Source organism: Nonomuraea sp. CA-218870 (assembly GCF_050936535.1).
GTDB classification, from domain to species: domain Bacteria; phylum Actinomycetota; class Actinomycetes; order Streptosporangiales; family Streptosporangiaceae; genus Nonomuraea; species Nonomuraea corallina.
Window position 1 is genome coordinate 1489711 of the sequence record NZ_JBNJMN010000001.1, and the last position, 19278, is coordinate 1508988.

Here is a 19278-nt window from a genome sequence, read left to right on the forward strand (position 1 = left end):
GGAGAACTCCCGTCAGCTCACCTTAGCCGCTTGATCAAGGTCCGTCAGGGGCGAAGAAAAACATCGCGCTTGCCGGTGAATCGCCCTGATTTGTCATTCACGCAGGTGGGCAGGGGTCGCAGATCAGGACAGTGGGCTTATCGGACACGCGCGTCAGAATGACCACGGCGGTTCTGTCGCCGGACAATCTCAGGTCTCCCCGCAGGCGTTCTATATCCACCGCGGAGCCGCGTTTCTTGATGACGGCGTTGCCCACGCCGCGTTCCCTCAGCGCGGCCCTGAGCCTTTTCAGTGAGAACGGCATCACCTGCCGCACCTCGTAACGGGCTGCCCACGGGGTGTCGACCGGCTCGTCGCCCGAGATGTAGGCGATCATCGGGTCGGGCAGCCACCCGCCCACCAGTTCGGCCACCTCGCCGACCAGGTGCGCCCTGACGGCCGCGCCGTCCGGCTCGTAGACGTACCGCCCGACCGGCCCGGTGGCGGCCCGCACGCCGGTGGCGGTGAGCGTGTGCCCTCCCGGCAGCAGCGTGGCGCGCCGCGCCGCCTCCGGCGCGCGGCCGGTCCACAGCGTCGCCTCCTTCACCTCGCCCTTGTACGAGACCCACTCGGCCTCCGCGCCTTCGGGGATGAACTCGTACGGGATGCCCGGCGCGACCTTCACGCAGCCCACCGGCGCCCGGCCCAGCAGGTCGAGCACCACCGGCCAGGGCGGCGAGTAGGCCATCGGGTCGAACGTGCGGCCCCGGGAGGTGCGCCGCGCGGGGTCGGCGAACAGCACGTCGTACGCCTCCGGCCGCACCTCTGCCGCGTCGCCCACCCGTACGGTCACCCGGTCGGACACCCCGAGAGCCTCGGCGTTGGCCCTGGCCACGGCGACGGACAGCGGGTCGGTGTCCACCGCGTCCACCACGCACCCGGCTCCGGCCAGGGCGAGCAGGTCGCCTCCGACGCCGCAGCAGGCGTCGGCCACGCGCAGCCCCGGGGCCGCGCCCAGCCGGCGCGCCCGGTGGGCGGCGACCTCGGCCCTGGTGGCCTGCTCCAGGCCGTGAGGGGTGAAGAACATCCGCGCGGCGTCGGTGCCGAACTTGGCCACGGCCCGCTCGCGCAGCCGGGCCTGGGTGAGCGCGGCCGAGGTGAGCGCGGCGTCGTGGCTCCTGCGCAGCCGCGTGGCGGCGGCGACGGGGTCGGCGCCGGACAGCTCCTCCGCCTCGGCGAGCGCCGCGCGGCCACGCGGGGTGAGCAGGGCGGTGAAGGCGTCGAGATCCACGGCACACGACCGTATCGCCCGCCGGCCCGCCGGGGGCCGCGCGGCCGTAGGCTGGGACTCCGGCCGTCCCGGATCTCGGGCGTCCCACGTCAAAGGTCTGACCGCGATCGCTCTCAGCAGACGCGTTCGTGTTGACTGTCAAGCCCCTCTTGCATATGTTTCCTGTTGGCACTCTCCCCTTGAGAGTGCCAACGTGCGACGAGGCAGGTCTGGCACCCGCGACGGCAGGCCCCGCTGGTCGCCTCTTCTAATCAGTCACATCTGAAGGGGAGGTCCGATCGTGACGACCGCCACCAAGGTTCCCGTTAAGCCGCTCGGCGACCGCATCGTGGTGCAGCCGCTTGAGGCAGAGCAGACGACCGCTTCCGGCCTGGTCATTCCCGACACCGCCAAGGAGAAGCCGCAGGAGGGCAAGGTCCTCGCGGTGGGCCCGGGCAACTGGGACGAGGACGGCGAGAAGCGGATTCCGCTCGACGTGAGCGAGGGCGACATCGTCCTCTACAGCAAGTACGGCGGCACCGAGGTCAAGTACGGCGGCGAGGAGTACCTCGTGCTCTCCGCCCGCGACGTTCTCGCGATCATCGAGAAGTAAGCCGGATGTGTCGGGCCCCGGGCGCTCTTGAGGCACCCGGGGCCTTCGACGCCAGGAGAGGACTTTCAGCAAAATGGCGAAGATCCTGGAATTCGACGAGGCTGCCCGTCGCGCGCTCGAGCGCGGCGTCAACGCCCTCGCGGACGCCGTGAAGGTAACGCTCGGCCCCCGTGGCCGCAACGTCGTCATCGACAAGAAGTTCGGTGCACCGACGATCACCAACGACGGCGTGACCATCGCTCGGGAGATCGAGCTGGAGGAGCGCTACGAGAACCTCGGCGCCCAGCTCGCCAAGGAAGTGGCCACCAAGACCAACGACATCGCGGGTGACGGCACCACCACCGCGACGGTCCTGGCCCAGGCCATGGTCCGCGAGGGCCTGCGCAACGTCGCGGCCGGCGCCTCGCCGCTGTCGCTCAAGCGCGGCATCGACCGGGCCGCCAAGGAGGTCAGCGACAAGCTGCTCGCCTCGGCCCGGCAGGTCGAGGACAAGAAGGAGATCGCCAACGTCGCGACGATCTCCGCCCAGGACGCCAAGATCGGCGAGCTGATCGCCGAGGCGTTCGACAAGGTCGGCAAGGACGGCGTGCTGACCGTCGAAGAGTCCAACGCCATGGGCATGGACCTGGAGTTCACCGAGGGTCTCCAGTTCGACAAGGGCTACCTGTCGGCCTACATGGTCACCGACACCGAGCGCATGGAGGCCGTCCTGGAGGACGCCTACATCCTGCTCACCCAGGGCAAGATCTCCTCCATCGCGGACTTCCTGCCGCTGCTGGAGCAGATCGCCCAGACCAAGAAGCCGCTGCTCGTGGTCGCCGAGGACGTCGAGGGCGAGGCCCTGGCCGTCCTGGTCACCAACAAGATCCGCGGCACCTTCACCTCCGTCGCCGTCAAGGCTCCGGGCTTCGGCGACCGCCGCAAGGCGATGCTGCAGGACATGGCCATCCTCACCGGCGGCCAGGTCGTCAGCGAGGAGATCGGCCTCAAGCTGGAGAACGTCGGCCTGGAGGTGCTCGGCACCGCCCGTCGCGTGGTGATCGACAAGGACAACACCACGATCGTCGACGGCGCCGGCGACCCCGCCGCCATCGAGGACCGCGTCAAGGAGATCAAGCTCGCCATCGAGCAGTCCGACTCCGACTGGGACCGCGAGAAGCTCCAGGAGCGCCTGGCCAAGCTGGCCGGCGGTGTGTGCGTGCTGCGCGTCGGCGCCGCCACCGAGGTGGAGCTCAAGGAGAAGAAGCACCGCCTGGAGGACGCGATCTCCGCGACCCGCGCCGCCATCGAGGAGGGCATCGTCTCCGGCGGCGGCTCGGCGCTGATCCACGTCTCCAAGGAGCTCGACGACCTCGGTCTGTCGGGCGACGAGGCGACCGGCGTGAACATCGTGCGCCGCGCCCTCGTCGAGCCGACCCGCTGGATCGCCGAGAACGCCGGCCTGGAGGGCTACGTCGTCACGCACAAGGTGACGGAGCTGTCCGCCGGTCACGGCCTCAACGCCGCCACCGGCGAGTACGGTGACCTGATCGGCCAGGGCGTCATCGACCCGGTCAAGGTGACCCGTTCGGCGGTGCAGAACGCCGCCTCGATCGCGGGCATGCTGCTGACGACCGAGGCGCTGGTCGTCGACAAGCCCGAGGAGGAGGCTCCGGCCGCCGGCCAGGGCCACGGTCACGGCCACGGCCACTGACCCCTTCGGCTCCTCACGGCCCGCACCGGCTCCGGTGCGGGCCGTCGCCGTTTTCGGACCCCGGCTCCGGCGCTTTCTCCTCGTATATTCTTTCGAACGGGTTAGTGCTATGTCATGTAGCGGGCGGCGAATCTTGAGGGAGAATGTCGGACTAATTGGTAAACCATGGGCGGGAGCTAAGCGTCTCGCTCTGACAAATGTCGTGCGTACCGGGTCATTTGCTGAAATATCCTGCCGTCATCACAGCCCTACTGTAGCCGGTCGATTACGCGAAGTTATCGTCGCGTCAATGTGACCAATCCGTAGCCTCTCGTCATGACGACAGGCCGGATCAACGCGGGCATCATGCCTATCGTGAGCGAGGGAAGCGTCGCCGACGCCAAAATTGGGGTAAGGCTCGCGTCGAGACTTCCGGCACGGACGGATGACTCCGACCTAAGAGAACTGACGAGCCTCGCCGTGCAAGGCGATCGCACCGCGATCGAATCCTTGCTCGGCGAGTTGCGTCCGATGGTGGTGCGCTATTGCCGCGCCAGGCTGGGCAGGGTGTCAGGGCAATATCACATCGCCGACGACGTGGCTCAGGAAGTGTGCATCGCGGTCCTGTCCGCGCTGCCGCGGTACCGCGACATGGGACGGCCGTTCGCCTCGTTCGTGTTCGGGATCGCCTCGCACAAGGTGGCCGACGCGCTGCGCAGCTCCGTGCGCTCGGCCGTGCCGACGCAGGACCTGCCCGACGGGCCCGACGACGGGCCGGGGCCGGAGGAGACCGTCGTCCGCTACATCGAGGTGGAGCACGCCCGCCGCCTGCTCGCGCGGCTGCCGCGCAACCAGCGTGAGCTGCTGCTGTTGCGGGTGGTGTCGGGGCTGTCGGCCGAGGAGACGGGTAATGTACTCGGCATGTCACCAGGCGCCGTACGCGTCGCCCAGCACCGGGCGCTCGCCAGGCTGAGGCAGATGGCCGAGCTGGAGTCCGCTTGACGCCAGAGGAAGAGAGCGACGCGCTGCTTGACGCGCTCGCCGCCGGAGAGCTGCCCGACAGCGCCGACCCGGCCGCCCGGGTGCTCGCCGTCCTGGTCGGTGAGGTCCTCGATCAGCGGCGCTCCTCGGTGTCGATGACACCGTCGACGTAGCCTCTGGCGTACTCCCAGGTGACGTAGTCGGCCGGGTCCGGATGGAACGCGGGCTCGTGCACCTGCGGCCGGCCCTGCTCGATCATCTGGCGCAGGTTGCCGCGCAACAGGTCCCAGTCGAAGAAGTGCTGCTCGCCGCACTCCGGGCAGTCGAGCACGAGCCCCAGCACCCCCTGCGGCTCCAGCAGGGAGCGGAAGACCTCCACGTCGGCCAGGTCGGTGATCGCCTCGTCGCGTTCGGCAGCGGTCAGCGGCTCGGCGTCGTCGAGCCGGCCCATCGCGGAGGACGGGTCGTCGGGGTCATCCGCGAACGGGTCGCGGGGGACGTCTTCCGGCACCTTCCCACCATATGACCGAGGCGGCGGCTTCGGTGGTCATTGACCGAGCCATCCGCGCCGGGCGGGCGTCCGGATGGAGCCGAGCGCGCCGTCGTTCTTGACGGAGCGTCGGCACTCCACGCGAGGCCGGGGCGGCGCCGGCCAGCAGGACGCGGAGGGGGGTTCGGTGGCGCGGCGCTCCCCGGCCGGAGTGCCGGTGGCCCGGAGGGTGGGCGGAGGCATCCGCCGATCCGCCCTCCAGGCACTTCTGCGATGCCGGGACCACGATGAACCCGTGGGGGTCGTCGTCCTCCCGGCATCCATGTGTTTTGGGTTCACCCTCTAGACTTGACGTCATCAGACGAGGCAGGGGAGGGGCCGCGGCATGTCCAAGTTCACGGAGACGGGTCTGACATTCGACGACGTGCTGCTGGTGCCGGCATATTCGGACCTCCAGCCGGGCGAGGCCGAGACCAGGACCCGCCTGTCGCGCCGCATCACGCTCAACATCCCGCTGGTCTCCGCCGCCATGGACACCGTGACCGAGGCCCGCATGGCGGTGGCCATGGCGCGCCAGGGCGGGATCGGCATCCTGCACCGCAACCTGTCGATCGAGGAGCAGGCCCAGCAGGCCGACCTGGTCAAACGGTCCGAGGCCGGCATGGTCACCAACCCGGTGACGTGCAGCCCGGACGACACGCTGGCCGACGTCGAGCGGTTGTGCGCGACCTACCGCATCTCCGGCGTGCCGGTCACCGACGCGTCGGGCATCCTCGTCGGCATCGTGACCAACCGCGACATGCGCTTCGAGACCGACCACACGCGTCTCGTACGCGAGGTCATGACGAAGATGCCGCTGGTCACCGCCCCGGTCGGGGTGTCGCGTGACGACGCGTTCTCCCTGCTGCGGCGTAACAAGATCGAGAAGCTGCCCCTCGTCGACTCCGGCGGCAGGCTGCGCGGCCTCATCACGGTCAAGGACTTCACCAAGAGCGAGCAGTACCCCCTGGCCACCAAGGACGCCGACGGACGGCTGGTCGTCGGGGCCGCCGTGGGCGTCGGCGGCGACGCCGAGAGCCGCGCCAGGGCGCTGATCGAGGCCGGGGTCGACGTCGTCGTGGTGGACGTGGCCCACGGTCACTCCAAGGGCCTGGCCGACATGATCGGCATGATCAAGGCCAACGCCAAGGTCGACGTGATCGGCGGCAACATCGCGACCAGGGCCGGCGCCCAGATGCTGGTCGACGCGGGCGCCGACGCGGTCAAAGTGGGCGTGGGCCCCGGCTCCATCTGCACCACCCGCGTGGTCGCCGGCGTGGGCGCGCCCCAGATCACCGCCATCCACCAGGCGTCGCTCGCCTGCGCCCCGGCGGGCGTGCCGGTCATCGGCGACGGCGGGCTGCAATACTCCGGCGACATCGCCAAGGCCATCGCCGCCGGCGCCGACTCGGTCATGCTCGGCTCGCTGCTGGCCGGCTGCGAGGAGTCGCCCGGCGAGCTGATCTTCATCAACGGCAAGCAGTTCAAGTCCTACCGCGGCATGGGCTCGCTGGGCGCGGTGCGCAACCGCGAGCGCGGCGGCACCTCGTTCAGCAAGGACCGCTACGCGCAGGCCGAGGTCGGCGGGGAGGACAAGTACATCCCCGAGGGCATCGAGGGTCAGGTGCCCTACCGCGGGCCGGTCGCCGCCGTCGCCCACCAGCTCGTCGGCGGGCTGCGCCAGGGCATGTGGTACGCGGGCTGCCGCACCATCGAGCAGATGCACACCCGCTGCGAGCTGATGCCGATCACCGCGGCCGGTCTCAAGGAGAGCCATCCCCACGACATCCAGATGACCGTGGAAGCTCCTAACTATCACAGAAGGTAATCAATGACTCAGCAGGTGGAGATCGGCCGGGGCAAGTCGGGCCGCCGGGCGTACTCGCTCGACGAGATCGGCCTCGTGCCCTCGCGGCGCACCCGCGATCCGGAAGAGGTCTCGATCGCCTGGCAGATCGACGCGTACCGGTTCGAGCTGCCCGTCGTCGTCGCCCCGATGGACAGTGTCGTCTCGCCCGCCACCGCGATCGCGATCGGCCGGCTCGGCGGTCTCGCCCCGCTCGACCTCGAAGGTCTCTGGACCCGCTACGAGGACCCGACCTCGCTGCTGGAGGAGTGCGCCTCCCTCAGCGCGGAGGCGGCCACCCGGCGGCTCCAGGAGATCTACGCGGCCCCGATCAAGGAGGAGCTGATCGGGCGGCGCATCGAGGAGATCAGGGAAGCGGGTGTGACCGCCGCCGTCCGGCTGTCGCCGCAGCGGACCGTCCAGTACCACAAGACGGTCATCGACGCCGGCGTCGACATCTTCGTCATCCGCGGCACCACGGTCTCCGCCGAGCACGTCTCCGGCCGCGCCGAGCCGCTGAACCTCAAGCAGTTCATCTACGAGCTCGACGTGCCGGTCATCGTCGGCGGCTGCGCCACCCACACCGCCGCACTCCACCTGATGCGCACCGGCGCCGCGGGCGTGCTGGTCGGCTTCGGCGGCGGCGCCTCCCACACCACCCGCAACGTGCTGGGCGTCGCGGTGCCGATGGCGACCGCGATCTCCGACGTGGCGGCGGCCCGCCGCGACTACATGGACGAGTCCGGCGGCCGCTACGTGCACGTCATCGCCGACGGCGGCATGGGCACCTCCGGCGACATCGCCAAGGCCATCGCCTGCGGGGCCGACGCGGTCATGGTCGGCTCGCCGCTGGCCAGGGCCGTCGAGGCGCCGGGACGCGGGTTCCACTGGGGCTCCGAGGCCCACCACCCCGACCTGCCGCGAGGCCGGCGGGTCGAGTTCGGCTCGGTCGGCACGCTGGAGCAGATCCTGCACGGCCCGTCGAGCGTGGCCGACGGGTCGATGAACCTCATGGGGGCGCTCAAGCGGACGATGGCCTCCACGGGCTACTCCGACATCAAGGAGTTCCAGCGGGTGGAGGTCGTGGTCGCGCCGACCCGGTAGCCGCCGCGCGCTCCCGTCGTCAGCCGGTGAAGAAGGCGGTCAGCGCCGGGGCGAGCGCGTCGGCCTGGACGTCGTGGGTCTGCCCGTCCAGCGACCGGTGCTCCGCCGTGGGGATGGCGTCGGCCGTGTCCTCGGCGGCCCGCTGGAGCCCGTCGGAGCTGGCGGCGCCGGAGAGCACCAGAACCGGGACCGTGATCGCCGACGCCAGGTCGCGCGGCACCCGGCCGCCGCAGAGCAGTTCGTCGTCGTACGCGAGCGTCGGCGCGATGGCCTCCAGCGCCGGCCACATGGGCTGGCCGCGCATGCCGTCGATGGCCTGGGGCGGCATGCCGACATGGGCCATGAACAGCGCCACGGCGTCGCCCCGGCGCCCGGCGGCGAGCGCCTCGCGCAGGCGGGTCGTGTAGCCGGCGTTGCCGGGGCCTTCGATGAACGGCGGCTCGTACAGGGCGAGCCTGGTGATGCCGGAGCCGGTGGCCGCGGCCCTCATGGCGAGGGCGGCGCCGGACGAGATGCCGTACACGTACGCCTCGCCGCCCGCCTCGCCGATCACTGTCTGGAGGTCCTCGACCTCGCGGTCGGGGGCGTACGGCGGGGTGTCGCCGCTCTCCCCGCGCCCGCGCCGGTCGTAGGCGTAGACGGTGAACGACGAGCTGAGCAGGGCGGCGAGCGGGCGCATCGGGCCCGCCGCGCGGTAGCACATGGCGCCGTCGACGAGGACGAGCGCGGGGCCGCTGCCGGAGCGCTCGTAGCCGATCAGGGTGCCGTCGGGTGAGGTGACTGCGGGCATGGTCGCGTCTCCTTGGGGGGGCTTCCGGGGTGAGGTCGGCAAGGCGGGCGTCTTCCGGTCATGCAGGGGAACAGCGGCTCGGGTGAGTTACGCACCGGTAGATCATCTCACCGGTCCGTCCTGACGCCAGACGGTTGTCAGGTCATGCGGAAGAGCCGCCAGAAGGCCAGCGCGACCTCCGCCGGAGGGGTGTCGCGCGGGCCGGTCACCCAGTGGGCGATCACGCCGGTCAGCGCCCCCGCGAGATAGGCGGCGTGCACGCCGGGCGGCACGTCGTCGTAACCGCCCGGCCGTGAGCCGGCGGCGAATCGGGCCTCCAGTTCGCCGGTGAGGCGCTCCGTGAGCCGGGCGCGGAAGCGCGGGCTGCCCTGGCCGCCGAGCATGCACGCGTACAGCTCGGCGTTCTCGGAGACGTGCGCGAAGAGCGTGGTCAGCGGCTCGGGGGCGTGGTCGCGCGGCGCGTCCAGCGGGCAGAGGGCGGCGGCCCCGGCCACCTCGGCGACCTCCTCCTCCATGGCGTCGGCGGCCAGCGCGTCGACGTCCGGATAGTGCAGGTAGAACGTGGCGCGGTTGACCCCGGCCCGGCCGGCGACGGCGGAGACGGTGAGGGCGCTCAGGTCGCGCTCGACGGCCAGGTCGAGGACGGCGGCGCGCAGGCTCGCCCGGGTGCGCTGGGCGCGCGGATCGTCGGGGTTCACGATGGTCACTATACGATATTTGTTGCTTAATCAACAGTTGTCGCATACATTCGACGGCATGCGTATCGAGATCTGGGCCGACGTGGTGTGCGGCTGGGCCTACATCGGCAAGCGGCGGGTGGAGAAGGCCGTCGAAGGGCTGGACGTCGAGGTCGTGTGGCGGCCGTTCCGGATCGACCCCACGGCGCCCGCGCAGGCGGTCCCCCACGAGGAGGCGATGGCCGACCCGATGGCCGACGCCGCCCTGCGCCGGTGCGCGCCCGGTCTCACCCCCGGCGAGAACCGCGTGCGGATGTCACTCGTCGCAGCCGAGGAGGGCTTCGGCTGGACCTGGGGCCCCGCCTGGCGGGCGGACAGCCACGACGCCCACCGCCTGATCGCCCTCGCCCTGGAGCACGGCGGCCCCGCCCTCCAGGACGCGGTGGCCGAGCGGGTGATGAAGGCCCACTTCCTCGACAGGCTCGACATCAGCGACCCCGCCACCCTCCACCGCCTCGCCGCCGAGTCGGGCTTCGCCGCCGCGGGCGCGCTGCTCGACGCAGGGGAGGGCGACGAGCTCGTACGGGAGCTGCTGCTCAAGGGCAAGGCCATGGGCGTGCGGACCTCGCCGACCGTCGTGGCGGGCGCCGACGCGCTGGCCGGGGCGCAGCCCGCCGAGGTCATCAGGGAGTTCGTCCTGGGGGCGCGGCCCGCGCGCGAGCTGCCCGAGGAGGTGGAGCGCTACCGGCACGCGGAGTCACTGCTCGACCAGCGTGACCCGCTCGGCGCACTGGTGCTGCTCAAGCCGCTGCTCGGCGAGCACGGCGACGACCGCAACGTGCTCCTGCTCGCCGGGCGTGCCTACTACCTGTCCGCCCAGCTCGGCCGGGCCCGTGAGACGCTGGAGCGGCTGGTCGCGGCCACGCCCGACGACGCGTACGCGCGCCACCTGCTCGGGCGCACCCTCCAGCGCCAGGGCCACGCCGGCGAGGCGGCCCCGCACCTGCGGATGGCGGCGGCCATGGCGCCGGAGTACGCCTGAAGGCACGGCGGCGCTCAGGCGGAGGCGAGCACGCCGAGCAGGTGGGCGACCTCGCGGGCGACGGCGTCCCTGCCGGATTTGACGTACTTGCGGGGGTCGACCACCCGGGCGTCGCGGGCCAGGTGGTCGCGGACGGCGCCGGTGAACGCCTGGTTCAGGTGGGTGGCGATGTTGATCTTCTTCATGCCGTGCCGAACGGCCGCGCGCAGGGTGTCGTCGGGCACCCCCGAGGAGCCGTGCAGGACCAGCGGGACCGGCAGCGCGGCCCGCAGCTCGGCGATGAGCGCCAGGTCGAGCACGGCCTCCTTGGTGGTCATGGCGTGCGAGGTGCCCACCGCGACGGCCAGCGCGTCCACGCCCGTCGCGCGCACGTAACCGGCCGCCTCGTGCGGCTTGGTGCGGGCGCCGGGGGCGTGCACGCCGTCCTTGCCGCCCACCTCGCCCAGCTCGGCCTCCACCCAGACGCCGCGCGCGTGGCACCAGGCGGTCACCTCGGCGGTGGCGGCCACGTTCGCCTCGTCGGGCAGCGCGGAGGCGTCGAACATCACCGAGCCGATCCCGAGCGTCACCGCCTCCTCGACCAGCGCGCGGTCGGTGGCGTGGTCCAGGTGCACGGCGACCGGCACCGCGGCCGCGCGCGCGACGGCCAGCGAGGCCAGCGCCACCGGCTCCAGCGCGCCGTGGTAGCGCACGCAGTTCTCGCTGATCTGCAGCACCACGGGCACGCCCGCGGTCTCGGCCCCGGCCACGATGGCCGTGGCGTGCTCCAGCTGGATCACGTTGAACGCGCCCACCCCGGCGGGGGACTGGCGGATGACGTCGCCGATGGCGGTGAGCGGCATGGGGGAGTCTCCTTCAGACGATCTCGATCAGGGGGTGGACGGCCTCGTACACGCCCGCGTCGAAGGCGCCGGCGACCGGCGCGGCCACCGCGGCGGCGCCCAGCGCCGCCGCCCGCCGCAGCAGCTCGGGCCAGGCGCAGGGGGACACCAGGCCGAGCGCCAGCCCGGCCACCAGCGCGTCGCCGGCCCCGGTGGGGTTGCCTTCGACGGCGTACGGCATGCGGGCGCGGTACGTGCCCTCGCCCGTGACGGCCAGCACCCCGGCCGCACCCAGCGACACGACCACCGCTCCGGCGCCCTGATCGCGCAGCGACTCGGCGCCCTCCTCGGGGTCGCCGTGCCGGACGGCCCTGGCCAGCTCCTCGGCGTTGGGCTTGACGATGGCGGGCCGGCCGCCGGGCGCGTGGCGGAGCGGCTCGCCGTCGGCGTCCACGATCGCGGGCACGCCCCGGTCGCGGGCGAAGGCGGCCAGGGTGGCGTACGTCGTCGCGGGCAGCCCCTGCGGCAGGCTGCCCGACAGCACGACGGCCCGCGCCTCGCGCAGCAGCGCCTCGTACGTGCGCAGGAAGCCGGCGAACTCGTCCGCGGCCACCCGCGGCCCCGGCTCGTTGAAGAGCGTGTGCCCGCCGGGTTCGGCGACGACCAGCGTGGTGCGGGACTCGCCGGAGACCGGCACCAGCGCGTGTCGCAGGCCGGCGACCTCCAGGTCCTGCTCCACGGCCCTGCCGGTGGCGCCGCCGGCCAGGCCGGTGACCAGCACCTCCTCGCCGAGCGCGGCCAGCACCCGCGCCACGTTGACGCCCTTGCCGCCGGCGCGCCGGTGGACGGCGGCGACGCGGTTGACCCCGTCCCAGGAGACCGGCGGGGTCTCGTAGGTGACGTCGAGCGCCGCGTTGAGCGTCACGGTGACGATCATCAGGGCTCCGTGACCCAGGCGCCGCGTCTCATCACGCCCGCCACCTCCAGGTCGCCGGAGAGCACCACCAGGTCGGCGTGCTTGCCGACGGCGATCGAGCCCACGCGGTCGGCCAGGCCGAGCGTGCGGGCGGGCGTCAGCGAGGTCGTGGCGGACGCCTCCGGCAGCGACAGGCCCAGCTCCCGCACGGCCCGGCGGAAGGCGACGTCCATGGTGAGGGTGGAGCCCGCGATGGAGCCGCCCTCGGCCAGCCGCGCCACCCCGTCCAGCACGCGCACCCGCATCGGCCCGAGGAGGTACTCGCCGTCGCTCAGCCCGGTCGCCGAGATCGAGTCGGTGACCATCGCCACCCGCCCGGCCCCGGCCACCGCGCAGGCCAGCCGGAGCATGGCCGGGTGCACGTGCACGCCGTCGTTGATCAGCTCGACCGTCACCCGCTCGTCCTGCAGCAGCGCCGCGATCGGGCCGGGGGCGCGGTGGCCGAGCTGCGGCATCGCGTTGTAGAGGTGGGTGGCGACGGTGGCGCCCGCCTCGATGCCGTCCAGCGTCCGCTCGTAGCCGGCCTCGCTGTGGCCGAGCGCGGCGATCACGCCCGCGGCGGCCGCCGCCCGGATCACCTCGAGCGCGCCCGGCAGCTCCGCCGCGATGGTGAGCATCCGCAGGTGCCCGCGCCCCGCCTCCACCAGCCCGGCGAACTCGGCGGGCGACGGCTCGCGGAGCAGCTCGGGGTCGTGCGCGCCGCAGCGCGCCCTGGCGAGGTACGGGCCTTCGAGGTGGATGCCGGCCAGCAGGCCGTCGTCGCACAGCTCGGCCAGTGACGCGACGGCCCTGGCCAGCCGTTCGGGGGTGTCGGTGACCAGGCTGGCCATCATCGTGGTGGTGCCGTGGCGCTGGTGCAGCGCCACCGCGTCGCGTGCCCCCTCCTGCTCGCCGCTGGGGAAGGACCCGCCCGCTCCGCCGTGGTTGTGCAGGTCGACGAAGCCGGGCACGACGTGCCGGCCGCCCAGGCTGTGGCCGGGCCGGGGGGCGGCTCCGTGACCGACGTGGGTGATGCGGCCGTCTTCGATGGTCAGCCACCCCTCGTGCACTCCGTCGGGGGTCACGATGCGGGCGTCGGCGAGAGTGAGGCTCATGGAGAAAGGATCACAGATCGGGTCAGGTGGAGGGGCTCGTCGGGGTTCAGCCCCCGGGCGAACGCCCTGGCCACCGCCACCCGCTGGGCGCGGACCAGCTCGGCCATCGGGTCCAGGCCGCTCTCGACGAACGTGCCGCCGGTCGCCTCCACCTGTGCCCGCAGGCCCTCGGGGGCGGCGCCGAGCATCCAGGTGACGCGGCCGGGGCCGGCGATGCTGATCGGGCCGTGGCGGTATTCCATCGCCGGGTACGCCTCGGTCCACGACCGGGACGCCTCGCGCATCTTCAGCGCGGCCTCCTGCGCCAGCCCGACGGCCCAACCGGTGCCGAGGAAGGTGACCTGCTCCGCGCTGATCAGCTCGTCCGGCAGCGGCTCGGCCAGGGCCCGCTCGGCGTCGGCGACGACCGGCCCGAGATCCTCGCCGAGGGCGGCGCGGAGCATGGCCAGCTGAGTGGTGGCGAACCGGGTCTGCACGACCGAGCGCTCGTCGGCGTAGTCGAGCACGATCACCTGGTCGGCGGCGCGCATGATCGGCGTCTCCGGGTCGGCGGTGATGGCCGTCGAGGCGGTGTCCCACCTGGACAGCAGGTCGAGCACCTCGGTGGTGGTGCCGGAGCGGGTCAGCGCGAGCACCCGGTCGTAGCGGCGCCCGGAGGGGGCTTCGGAGGCGGCGAACGCGTCGGTCTCGCCCTGCCCGGCGCGCTCGCGGAGCGTCGCGTACGCCATGGCGACGAACCACGAGGTGCCGCAGCCGACGACGGCGACCCGCTCGCCGGGGCGGGGGAGCGCGTGGGCGGGGACGTCCGCGACGGCCCGGCGCCAGCACTCGGGCTGGGAGGCGATCTCGGCTTCGGTATGGGTGGACACCGCTACCTCCGTAATGCTCGTTTCTGCATTTTTTATAGCATAAATACGCAAATTTGGGCACCTGTGGCTCCGGGTGCGCGGGTGTGCCACGCTTGCCCCCTTGACGGATCTCCGAAGGGAGGGTGATCGTGTCCCGATACGACCGGTGGAACGCGATCCTCGAGCTGCTCGCGCAAGAAGGCCGGCTCTCCGTCGAAGACGCGGCCCGCGCGCTCGACGTCTCCACCGCCACCATCCGCCGCGACTTCGACCAGCTCGCCCAGCAGCAGATGCTCATGCGCACGCGCGGCGGCGCGGTCGCGCAGAGCGTCAGCTACGACCTGCCGCTGCGCTACAAGACGGCCAGGCACGCCGACGAGAAGCACCGCATCGCGGCCGCCGCCGCAGAGCTGGTACGGCCCGGCGCCGTGGTTGGGCTCAACGGCGGCACCACCACCTCCGAGCTGGCCCGCGTGCTGGCCACGCAGGCGACGCTGGAGTCCGGGTTCACGATCGTCACCAACGCGCTCAACATCGCCGCCGAGCTGGTGGTCCGGCAGCACGTGAAGATCGTGGTGACCGGCGGGGTGGCCAGGCCGCAGTCGTACGAGCTGATCGGGCCGCTCGCCTCGGGCGTGCTGGAGCGGGTCACGCTCGACATCGCCTTCCTCGGCGTGGACGGGCTCGACGTGGAGCTGGGCGCCTCGGCGCACCACGAGGGGGAGGCCGACGTCAACCACCTGCTCATCAGCAGGGCCGCCCACGTCGCGGTCGTGGCGGACTCCTCGAAGCTGGGGAAGCGGGCATTTTCCCGTATTTGCCCCATTGGGGAGATCGACACCCTTGTCACCGACGAGCGGCTGCCCGAGGCGGAGGCCGCCCGCTTCACCGAGGCGGGTGTGAAGGTGATACGGGCATAAGCGGGTAAGTATGGACACAAGTCGCAGAATGCTGGGAGGTGCGGATGACGGTGATCGGCGTGGCCCGGCTGGGTCCCGTCGAGCGGAGCGCGGCGCTGGAGGCGATGGCGGCGCGTGAGCTGGACGTGGTCGTGATCGGCGGCGGAGTGGTCGGCGCGGGCACCGCGCTGGACGCGGCCACGCGCGGACTGGAGGTCGGCCTCGTGGAGGCCCGCGACTTCGCCTCCGGCACCTCCTCACGCTCGTCCAAACTGATCCACGGCGGCCTGCGCTACCTCGAACAGCTCAACTTCGACCTCGTCCGCGAGGCCCTTCAGGAACGGGCGCTCCTGCTGCAGCGCATCGCCCCGCACCTGGTCCGGCCGGTGCCCTTCCTGTTCCCGATGACCCACTTCGGATGGGAACGCCCGTACGTGGGAGCCGGTGTCATGCTCTACGACACGCTCGGCTTCGCCGCCGGGCTGACCAGGGGCGTGCCCGGCCACCGCCACCTGTCCAGGAAACGGGCGCTGCGCCTGGCCCCGGCGCTGCGGAAGTCCGCCTTCACCGGCGCCGTGCAGTACTGGGACGCCCAGGTCGACGACGCCCGCTACGTGATGATGTCCCTGCGCACCGCCGCCACCTACGGCGCCCACGTGGCGGCCCGCGCCCAGGCGGTCGGGTTCCTGCGCGAGGGGGAACGGGTCACCGGCGTGCGGGTGCGCGACCTGGAGTCCGGCGACGAGCTCGACGTGCGCGCGCGGCAGGTGGTCAACGCCACCGGCGTGTGGACCGACGACATCCAGGAGCTCGTCGGCGGGCGCGGCCAGATCCACGTGCGCGCCTCCAAGGGCATCCACCTGCTGGTGCCGCGCGACCGGATCCACTCGCTCACCGGGCTCATCCTCCGTACGGAGAAGTCCGTGCTGTTCGTGATCCCGTGGGGCCGCCACTGGATCATCGGCACCACCGACACCGAGTGGACCCTGGACAAGGCGCACCCCGCCGCGTCCCGGGCCGACATCGACTACCTGCTCGACCACGTCAACGCGGTGCTGTCGGTCCCGCTGACCAGGGACGACGTCGAAGGCGTGTACGCGGGGCTGCGGCCGCTGCTGTCCGGCGAGTCGGACGAGACGTCCAAGCTGTCGCGCGAGCACGTGGTCGCGCACCCGGTGCCCGGCCTGGTGATGATCGCCGGCGGCAAGTACACCACCTACCGGGTGATGGCCAAGGACGCCGTCGACGCCGTCGCCCACGGGCTCGACCAGCGGGTGCCCTCGTCGTGCACGGACCGCATCCCGCTGGCCGGCGCCGAGGGCTACCAGGCGCTGTGGAACTCCCGCCACCGGATCGCGCACGACTCCGGCCTGCACGTCGCCAGGATCGAGCACCTGCTGCAGCGGTACGGGTCGCTCATCGACGAGGTGCTGGCGCTGATCGAGGCCGACCCGGCGCTGGGCGCCCCGCTGCACGGCGCCGACGACTACCTGCGGGCCGAGATCGTCTACGCCGCCACCCACGAGGGCGCACGGCACCTCAACGACGTGCTGACCAGGCGCACCCACATCTCCATCGAGACCTTCCACCGCGGCCTGGCCGTCGCCCAGGAGGCGGCCGAGCTGCTCGCCGGCCCGCTGGGCTGGGACGACGAGCAGGTCAAGCGCGAGGTCGAGTACTACACCAAGCGCATCGAGGCCGAGCGCCTGTCACAGGAGCAGGACACCGACCAGGAGGCCGACGCGATCAGGCTCGGCGCCCCCGAGATCGTCCCGGTGGCGATGCCGGAGCCGTCGTCATGAGCCGAGCGGGATCCACGCCTGCTTGGCGAGCGTGGCCAGGTCGTTGACCTGCGCCCCCTCGTACGAGAACGTCCAGATCGACTCGCCGATCACCATCGACCGCTGGATGCCGGGCTGGTAGGTGTAGTCCTGCTCGGTGCGGCTCGGGTGCTCGATCGTGCCGGTCTTCGTCACCTCCGAGTCGGTGATCTTCAGGACGACGGCGCCGGTCTGGAACCGGCCGCCGGCGTGGCTGCTGAGCGGGATGACCGCGGTGCCGGTCTTCGGCCAGTAGAGGAACGCGTGCGGGTCCCACTCGGCCTCCGAGCCGGAGTCCTTCTGGAACAGCTGCGACAGCCTGCGCGGGCCGGCCGGGTCGCTGACGTCGAACAGCGAGACCTGCGTGCCGAGCGTCCTGCCCTCGCCGCTGGCCTCCTGCCCGACGCCGATCAACCGGCCGTCGCCCGCCGGGTGCAGGTAGGCCGAGTAGCCGGTGATCTTGAGTTCGCCGGTCACCTTCGGGGCCGCCGGGTCGCGCAGGTCGAGCGTGTAGAGCGGGTCCACCTGCCGGAACGTCACCACGTACCCGACCGGGCCGATGAACCGGACCGAGTAGATCCGCTCGCCCTCGCCCAGCCCGCCGACCTGGCCGGCGGTCTTCATCGTGGCCGCGTCGAGCACGTGCACGCTGCTGGAGCTGGTCCTGCCGTCGGCCGAACCGAGCGTGGTGGCCACGCGCAGGTGGCCGTCGTGCTCCGACAGCGAGTACTGGTTGAGCAGCCGCCCCGGCACCTTGCCGGAGGCCGCGTACGAGGGAGCGCCCGGCCCGGAGACGTCGAACCGGTGCACCTCGGTCTCCTCGGGGGGCACGCTGGGGGTCGGCTCGTCCGGGGAGGGCTCGGCGGCGGGGGCGTCCGGGCTCTCCTCTGCCGGCATCGGCTGGATCGGCCACCACCAGCGCGGGTTGCTCGCCACGTACAGGCTCCGGCCGGTGCCGTAGACGATGTCGCCGTCGGCGGCCAGCGCGATCGGGTCGGAGCCCGCGGCGGTGACGCCCTGCGCCAGGTCGAGCGTGTGCAGGGTGAGCATCGAGGTGCCGGTGTAGTCGGCCGGGTGACTGACCCGCTCGCACGGCACCGACGTCTTCCTGACCGCGCCCGACGCGTCGGTGATTTCGATCTCGGGAAGCCAGGCGGTCAGCGGCGCGCCGCGCACCACGGCCTGGTTCATGGTCTTGCGCTCGGCCTCGCTCACGCTCTCCTTGGCCTCGGGGAAGGCGATGTCGGGCTGGCCGCGGGTGACGAGCCGGACCGTGGAGCCGATCATGCGGGCGTCCACGTGGACGCCGTCAGGCTTGATCGAGCCGATCACCTTCGGCTGTCCCGCGAGGTCGACGAGCACGTACCGGGTCTCGCCGGGAGGCGCGAAGCCGTCCGCGATCCGGCTCTTCACCATGCCGCCGCCCTGGAGCAGCACCAGCGCCCGGTCCCCGGAGACCAGCAGGTCGGCGGGGGCGTAGCCGCGCTCGCCCGTGCCCAGGTCGAGGGAGGCGGTGACCTTCCTGGTGGCGGTGTCGATGACCCGCAGCACGCCGCCGCCGACCGTGAAGACGCGGTCGCCGTCGGTCTTGACCAGGTCGGGCTCGTCCACGCCGGCCTCGTGCACGTTCGTGGTCGAGTGGTCGGGGGTCTGCTTGAGCGCGGTGTCCCGGGTCGCCGAGGCGTCCTCCATGTACATGATCTGCGGGCCGCCGAAGCCCCACGGGCCCACGTTCGCGGCCGCCTTCTCACGCAGTCCCTTCAGCAGCTCGTCGCAGTCGCTGTAGGAGACCAGGCGGACCTGCCCGAGCGGGGTGGCGGGCGCTGTGCCGGGAGGCGCCGAGGTGCAGGCGGCCAGGGCCGCCACGAGCGCGGCGGCCACGACCGGGCGGGTGAGCGTCTTCATGCCCCCACAACGGACCGCGGCAGCGGGCGGTTCACGCGAAGATCCTCGCCGGCGCGCACCATCTCACACCGCGTCGATGCTGCCCGCACCAGAGCGGCCCCGCAACCACCGAGGACGGATCCCGGCCGCTCGTTGGAGTTCGGGCTACACCTCGGCCCCCCAGCACTGTGAATGGCCCTGCGATGGCGGCTCTCACACTGTCGCACGCATTCGGACACCGCTCTTCCCCGGCAAGCCGACGGAGCACGACGTTCCACGAACGAACCCTCTTCCGGGCTTTGTGGTAAGTCACATTCCGTACCGGTGTAGTACCAGAAATGAATCTTGATCGCTTGTCCTGAGAAATGTTAATTTCCCTCTGTTTGGTCAGGCTCCAGAACCGCACAAGTCAGCATGCCTGTTGGGTGGGGGA

At 71.9% G+C, this 19278-nt stretch carries 18 protein-coding genes; 9 read left to right on the forward strand and 9 right to left on the reverse strand.

The window, feature by feature from the left end; all coding sequences use genetic code 11:
• Positions 1-97: 97 nt before the first annotated feature.
• The gene (locus ACQEUU_RS07640) at positions 98-1270 is read right to left on the reverse strand and encodes a class I SAM-dependent methyltransferase (protein WP_433062137.1); all 1173 of its coding nucleotides are present in this window, start codon (positions 1268-1270) and stop codon (positions 98-100) included.
• Between the two features lie 280 nt (positions 1271-1550).
• Between ACQEUU_RS07640 and groES the strand changes: the two genes are divergently transcribed.
• From groES to ACQEUU_RS07660, 4 genes are all read left to right on the forward strand, one after another.
• Complete coding sequence (groES, locus tag ACQEUU_RS07645) at positions 1551-1862, forward strand: co-chaperone GroES (RefSeq protein ID WP_148036826.1); 312 nt, start codon at positions 1551-1553, stop codon at positions 1860-1862.
• Positions 1863-1935: 73 nt separating this feature from the next.
• On the forward strand, positions 1936-3555 hold the full coding sequence (gene groL, locus ACQEUU_RS07650; protein WP_433062140.1) for a chaperonin GroEL: 1620 nt from the start codon (positions 1936-1938) through the stop codon (positions 3553-3555).
• 345 nt (positions 3556-3900) lie between these two features.
• The gene (locus ACQEUU_RS07655; RefSeq protein ID WP_270153320.1) at positions 3901-4536 is read left to right on the forward strand and encodes a sigma-70 family RNA polymerase sigma factor; all 636 of its coding nucleotides are present in this window, start codon (positions 3901-3903) and stop codon (positions 4534-4536) included.
• Positions 4533-4688 (forward strand): hypothetical protein, encoded by a 156-nt coding sequence (locus ACQEUU_RS07660; protein ID WP_270153271.1) that lies wholly within the window; start codon positions 4533-4535, stop codon positions 4686-4688. Before ACQEUU_RS07655 ends, ACQEUU_RS07660 begins: the two co-directional genes overlap by 4 nt.
• Here ACQEUU_RS07660 and ACQEUU_RS07665 read toward each other — a convergent pair.
• Entirely contained in the window at positions 4649-5026 is a 378-nt protein-coding gene (locus ACQEUU_RS07665) for a DUF5319 family protein (protein ID WP_270153272.1), read from the reverse strand. The two genes, ACQEUU_RS07660 and ACQEUU_RS07665, sit on opposite strands and share 40 nt — an antisense overlap.
• Positions 5027-5390: 364 nt before the next feature.
• Between ACQEUU_RS07665 and guaB the strand changes: the two genes are divergently transcribed.
• On the forward strand, positions 5391-6872 hold the full coding sequence (guaB, locus tag ACQEUU_RS07670; RefSeq protein WP_433062144.1) for an IMP dehydrogenase: 1482 nt from the start codon (positions 5391-5393) through the stop codon (positions 6870-6872).
• A gap of 3 nt (positions 6873-6875) precedes the next feature.
• Positions 6876-7994: a GuaB3 family IMP dehydrogenase-related protein gene (locus ACQEUU_RS07675; protein ID WP_433062147.1), complete on the forward strand. Its 1119-nt coding sequence runs from the start codon at positions 6876-6878 to the stop codon at positions 7992-7994.
• Positions 7995-8013: 19 nt separating this feature from the next.
• Here the strand turns inward: ACQEUU_RS07675 and ACQEUU_RS07680 are convergent, their stop codons facing one another.
• Both ACQEUU_RS07680 and ACQEUU_RS07685 read right to left on the reverse strand, forming a co-directional pair.
• On the reverse strand, positions 8014-8784 hold the full coding sequence (locus ACQEUU_RS07680; RefSeq protein ID WP_433062150.1) for an alpha/beta fold hydrolase: 771 nt from the start codon (positions 8782-8784) through the stop codon (positions 8014-8016).
• A 137-nt stretch (positions 8785-8921) separates the two neighbouring features.
• Positions 8922-9482, reverse strand: coding sequence for a TetR/AcrR family transcriptional regulator (locus tag ACQEUU_RS07685; protein ID WP_433062152.1), 561 nt, complete (start codon positions 9480-9482; stop codon positions 8922-8924).
• 58 nt (positions 9483-9540) lie between these two features.
• Between ACQEUU_RS07685 and ACQEUU_RS07690 the strand changes: the two genes are divergently transcribed.
• Entirely contained in the window at positions 9541-10503 is a 963-nt protein-coding gene (locus ACQEUU_RS07690; protein WP_433062155.1) for a DsbA family protein, read from the forward strand.
• A gap of 14 nt (positions 10504-10517) precedes the next feature.
• On the opposite strand, the gene ACQEUU_RS07695 is transcribed toward ACQEUU_RS07690, so the two are convergent.
• The 4 genes from ACQEUU_RS07695 to ACQEUU_RS07710 are packed head-to-tail and all read right to left on the reverse strand — an operon-like array spanning position 10518 to position 14263.
• Positions 10518-11345: a class II fructose-bisphosphate aldolase gene (locus ACQEUU_RS07695; protein WP_433062157.1), complete on the reverse strand. Its 828-nt coding sequence runs from the start codon at positions 11343-11345 to the stop codon at positions 10518-10520.
• A gap of 13 nt (positions 11346-11358) precedes the next feature.
• Positions 11359-12261, reverse strand: coding sequence for a 1-phosphofructokinase family hexose kinase (locus tag ACQEUU_RS07700; protein WP_433062160.1), 903 nt, complete (start codon positions 12259-12261; stop codon positions 11359-11361).
• Positions 12261-13394, reverse strand: coding sequence for an N-acetylglucosamine-6-phosphate deacetylase (nagA, locus tag ACQEUU_RS07705; protein ID WP_433062162.1), 1134 nt, complete (start codon positions 13392-13394; stop codon positions 12261-12263). Before nagA ends, ACQEUU_RS07700 begins: the two co-directional genes overlap by 1 nt.
• Positions 13391-14263, reverse strand: a complete 873-nt coding sequence (locus ACQEUU_RS07710) for an SIS domain-containing protein (protein ID WP_433062164.1) — start codon at positions 14261-14263, stop codon at positions 13391-13393. The genes nagA and ACQEUU_RS07710 overlap by 4 nt, the downstream gene beginning before the upstream one ends.
• A gap of 128 nt (positions 14264-14391) precedes the next feature.
• On the opposite strand from ACQEUU_RS07710, the gene ACQEUU_RS07715 reads away from it, so the two are divergent.
• Complete coding sequence (locus tag ACQEUU_RS07715; RefSeq protein WP_433062167.1) at positions 14392-15162, forward strand: DeoR/GlpR family DNA-binding transcription regulator; 771 nt, start codon at positions 14392-14394, stop codon at positions 15160-15162.
• Positions 15163-15206: 44 nt separating this feature from the next.
• Entirely contained in the window at positions 15207-16943 is a 1737-nt protein-coding gene (locus ACQEUU_RS07720; RefSeq protein ID WP_433062170.1) for a glycerol-3-phosphate dehydrogenase/oxidase, read from the forward strand.
• On the opposite strand, the gene ACQEUU_RS07725 is transcribed toward ACQEUU_RS07720, so the two are convergent.
• A complete protein-coding gene (locus ACQEUU_RS07725; RefSeq protein ID WP_433062173.1) occupies positions 16938-18866 on the reverse strand; it encodes a beta-propeller domain-containing protein in 1929 nt (642 codons plus the stop codon). The genes ACQEUU_RS07720 and ACQEUU_RS07725 overlap by 6 nt on opposite strands.
• Positions 18867-19278: the final 412 nt, after the last annotated feature.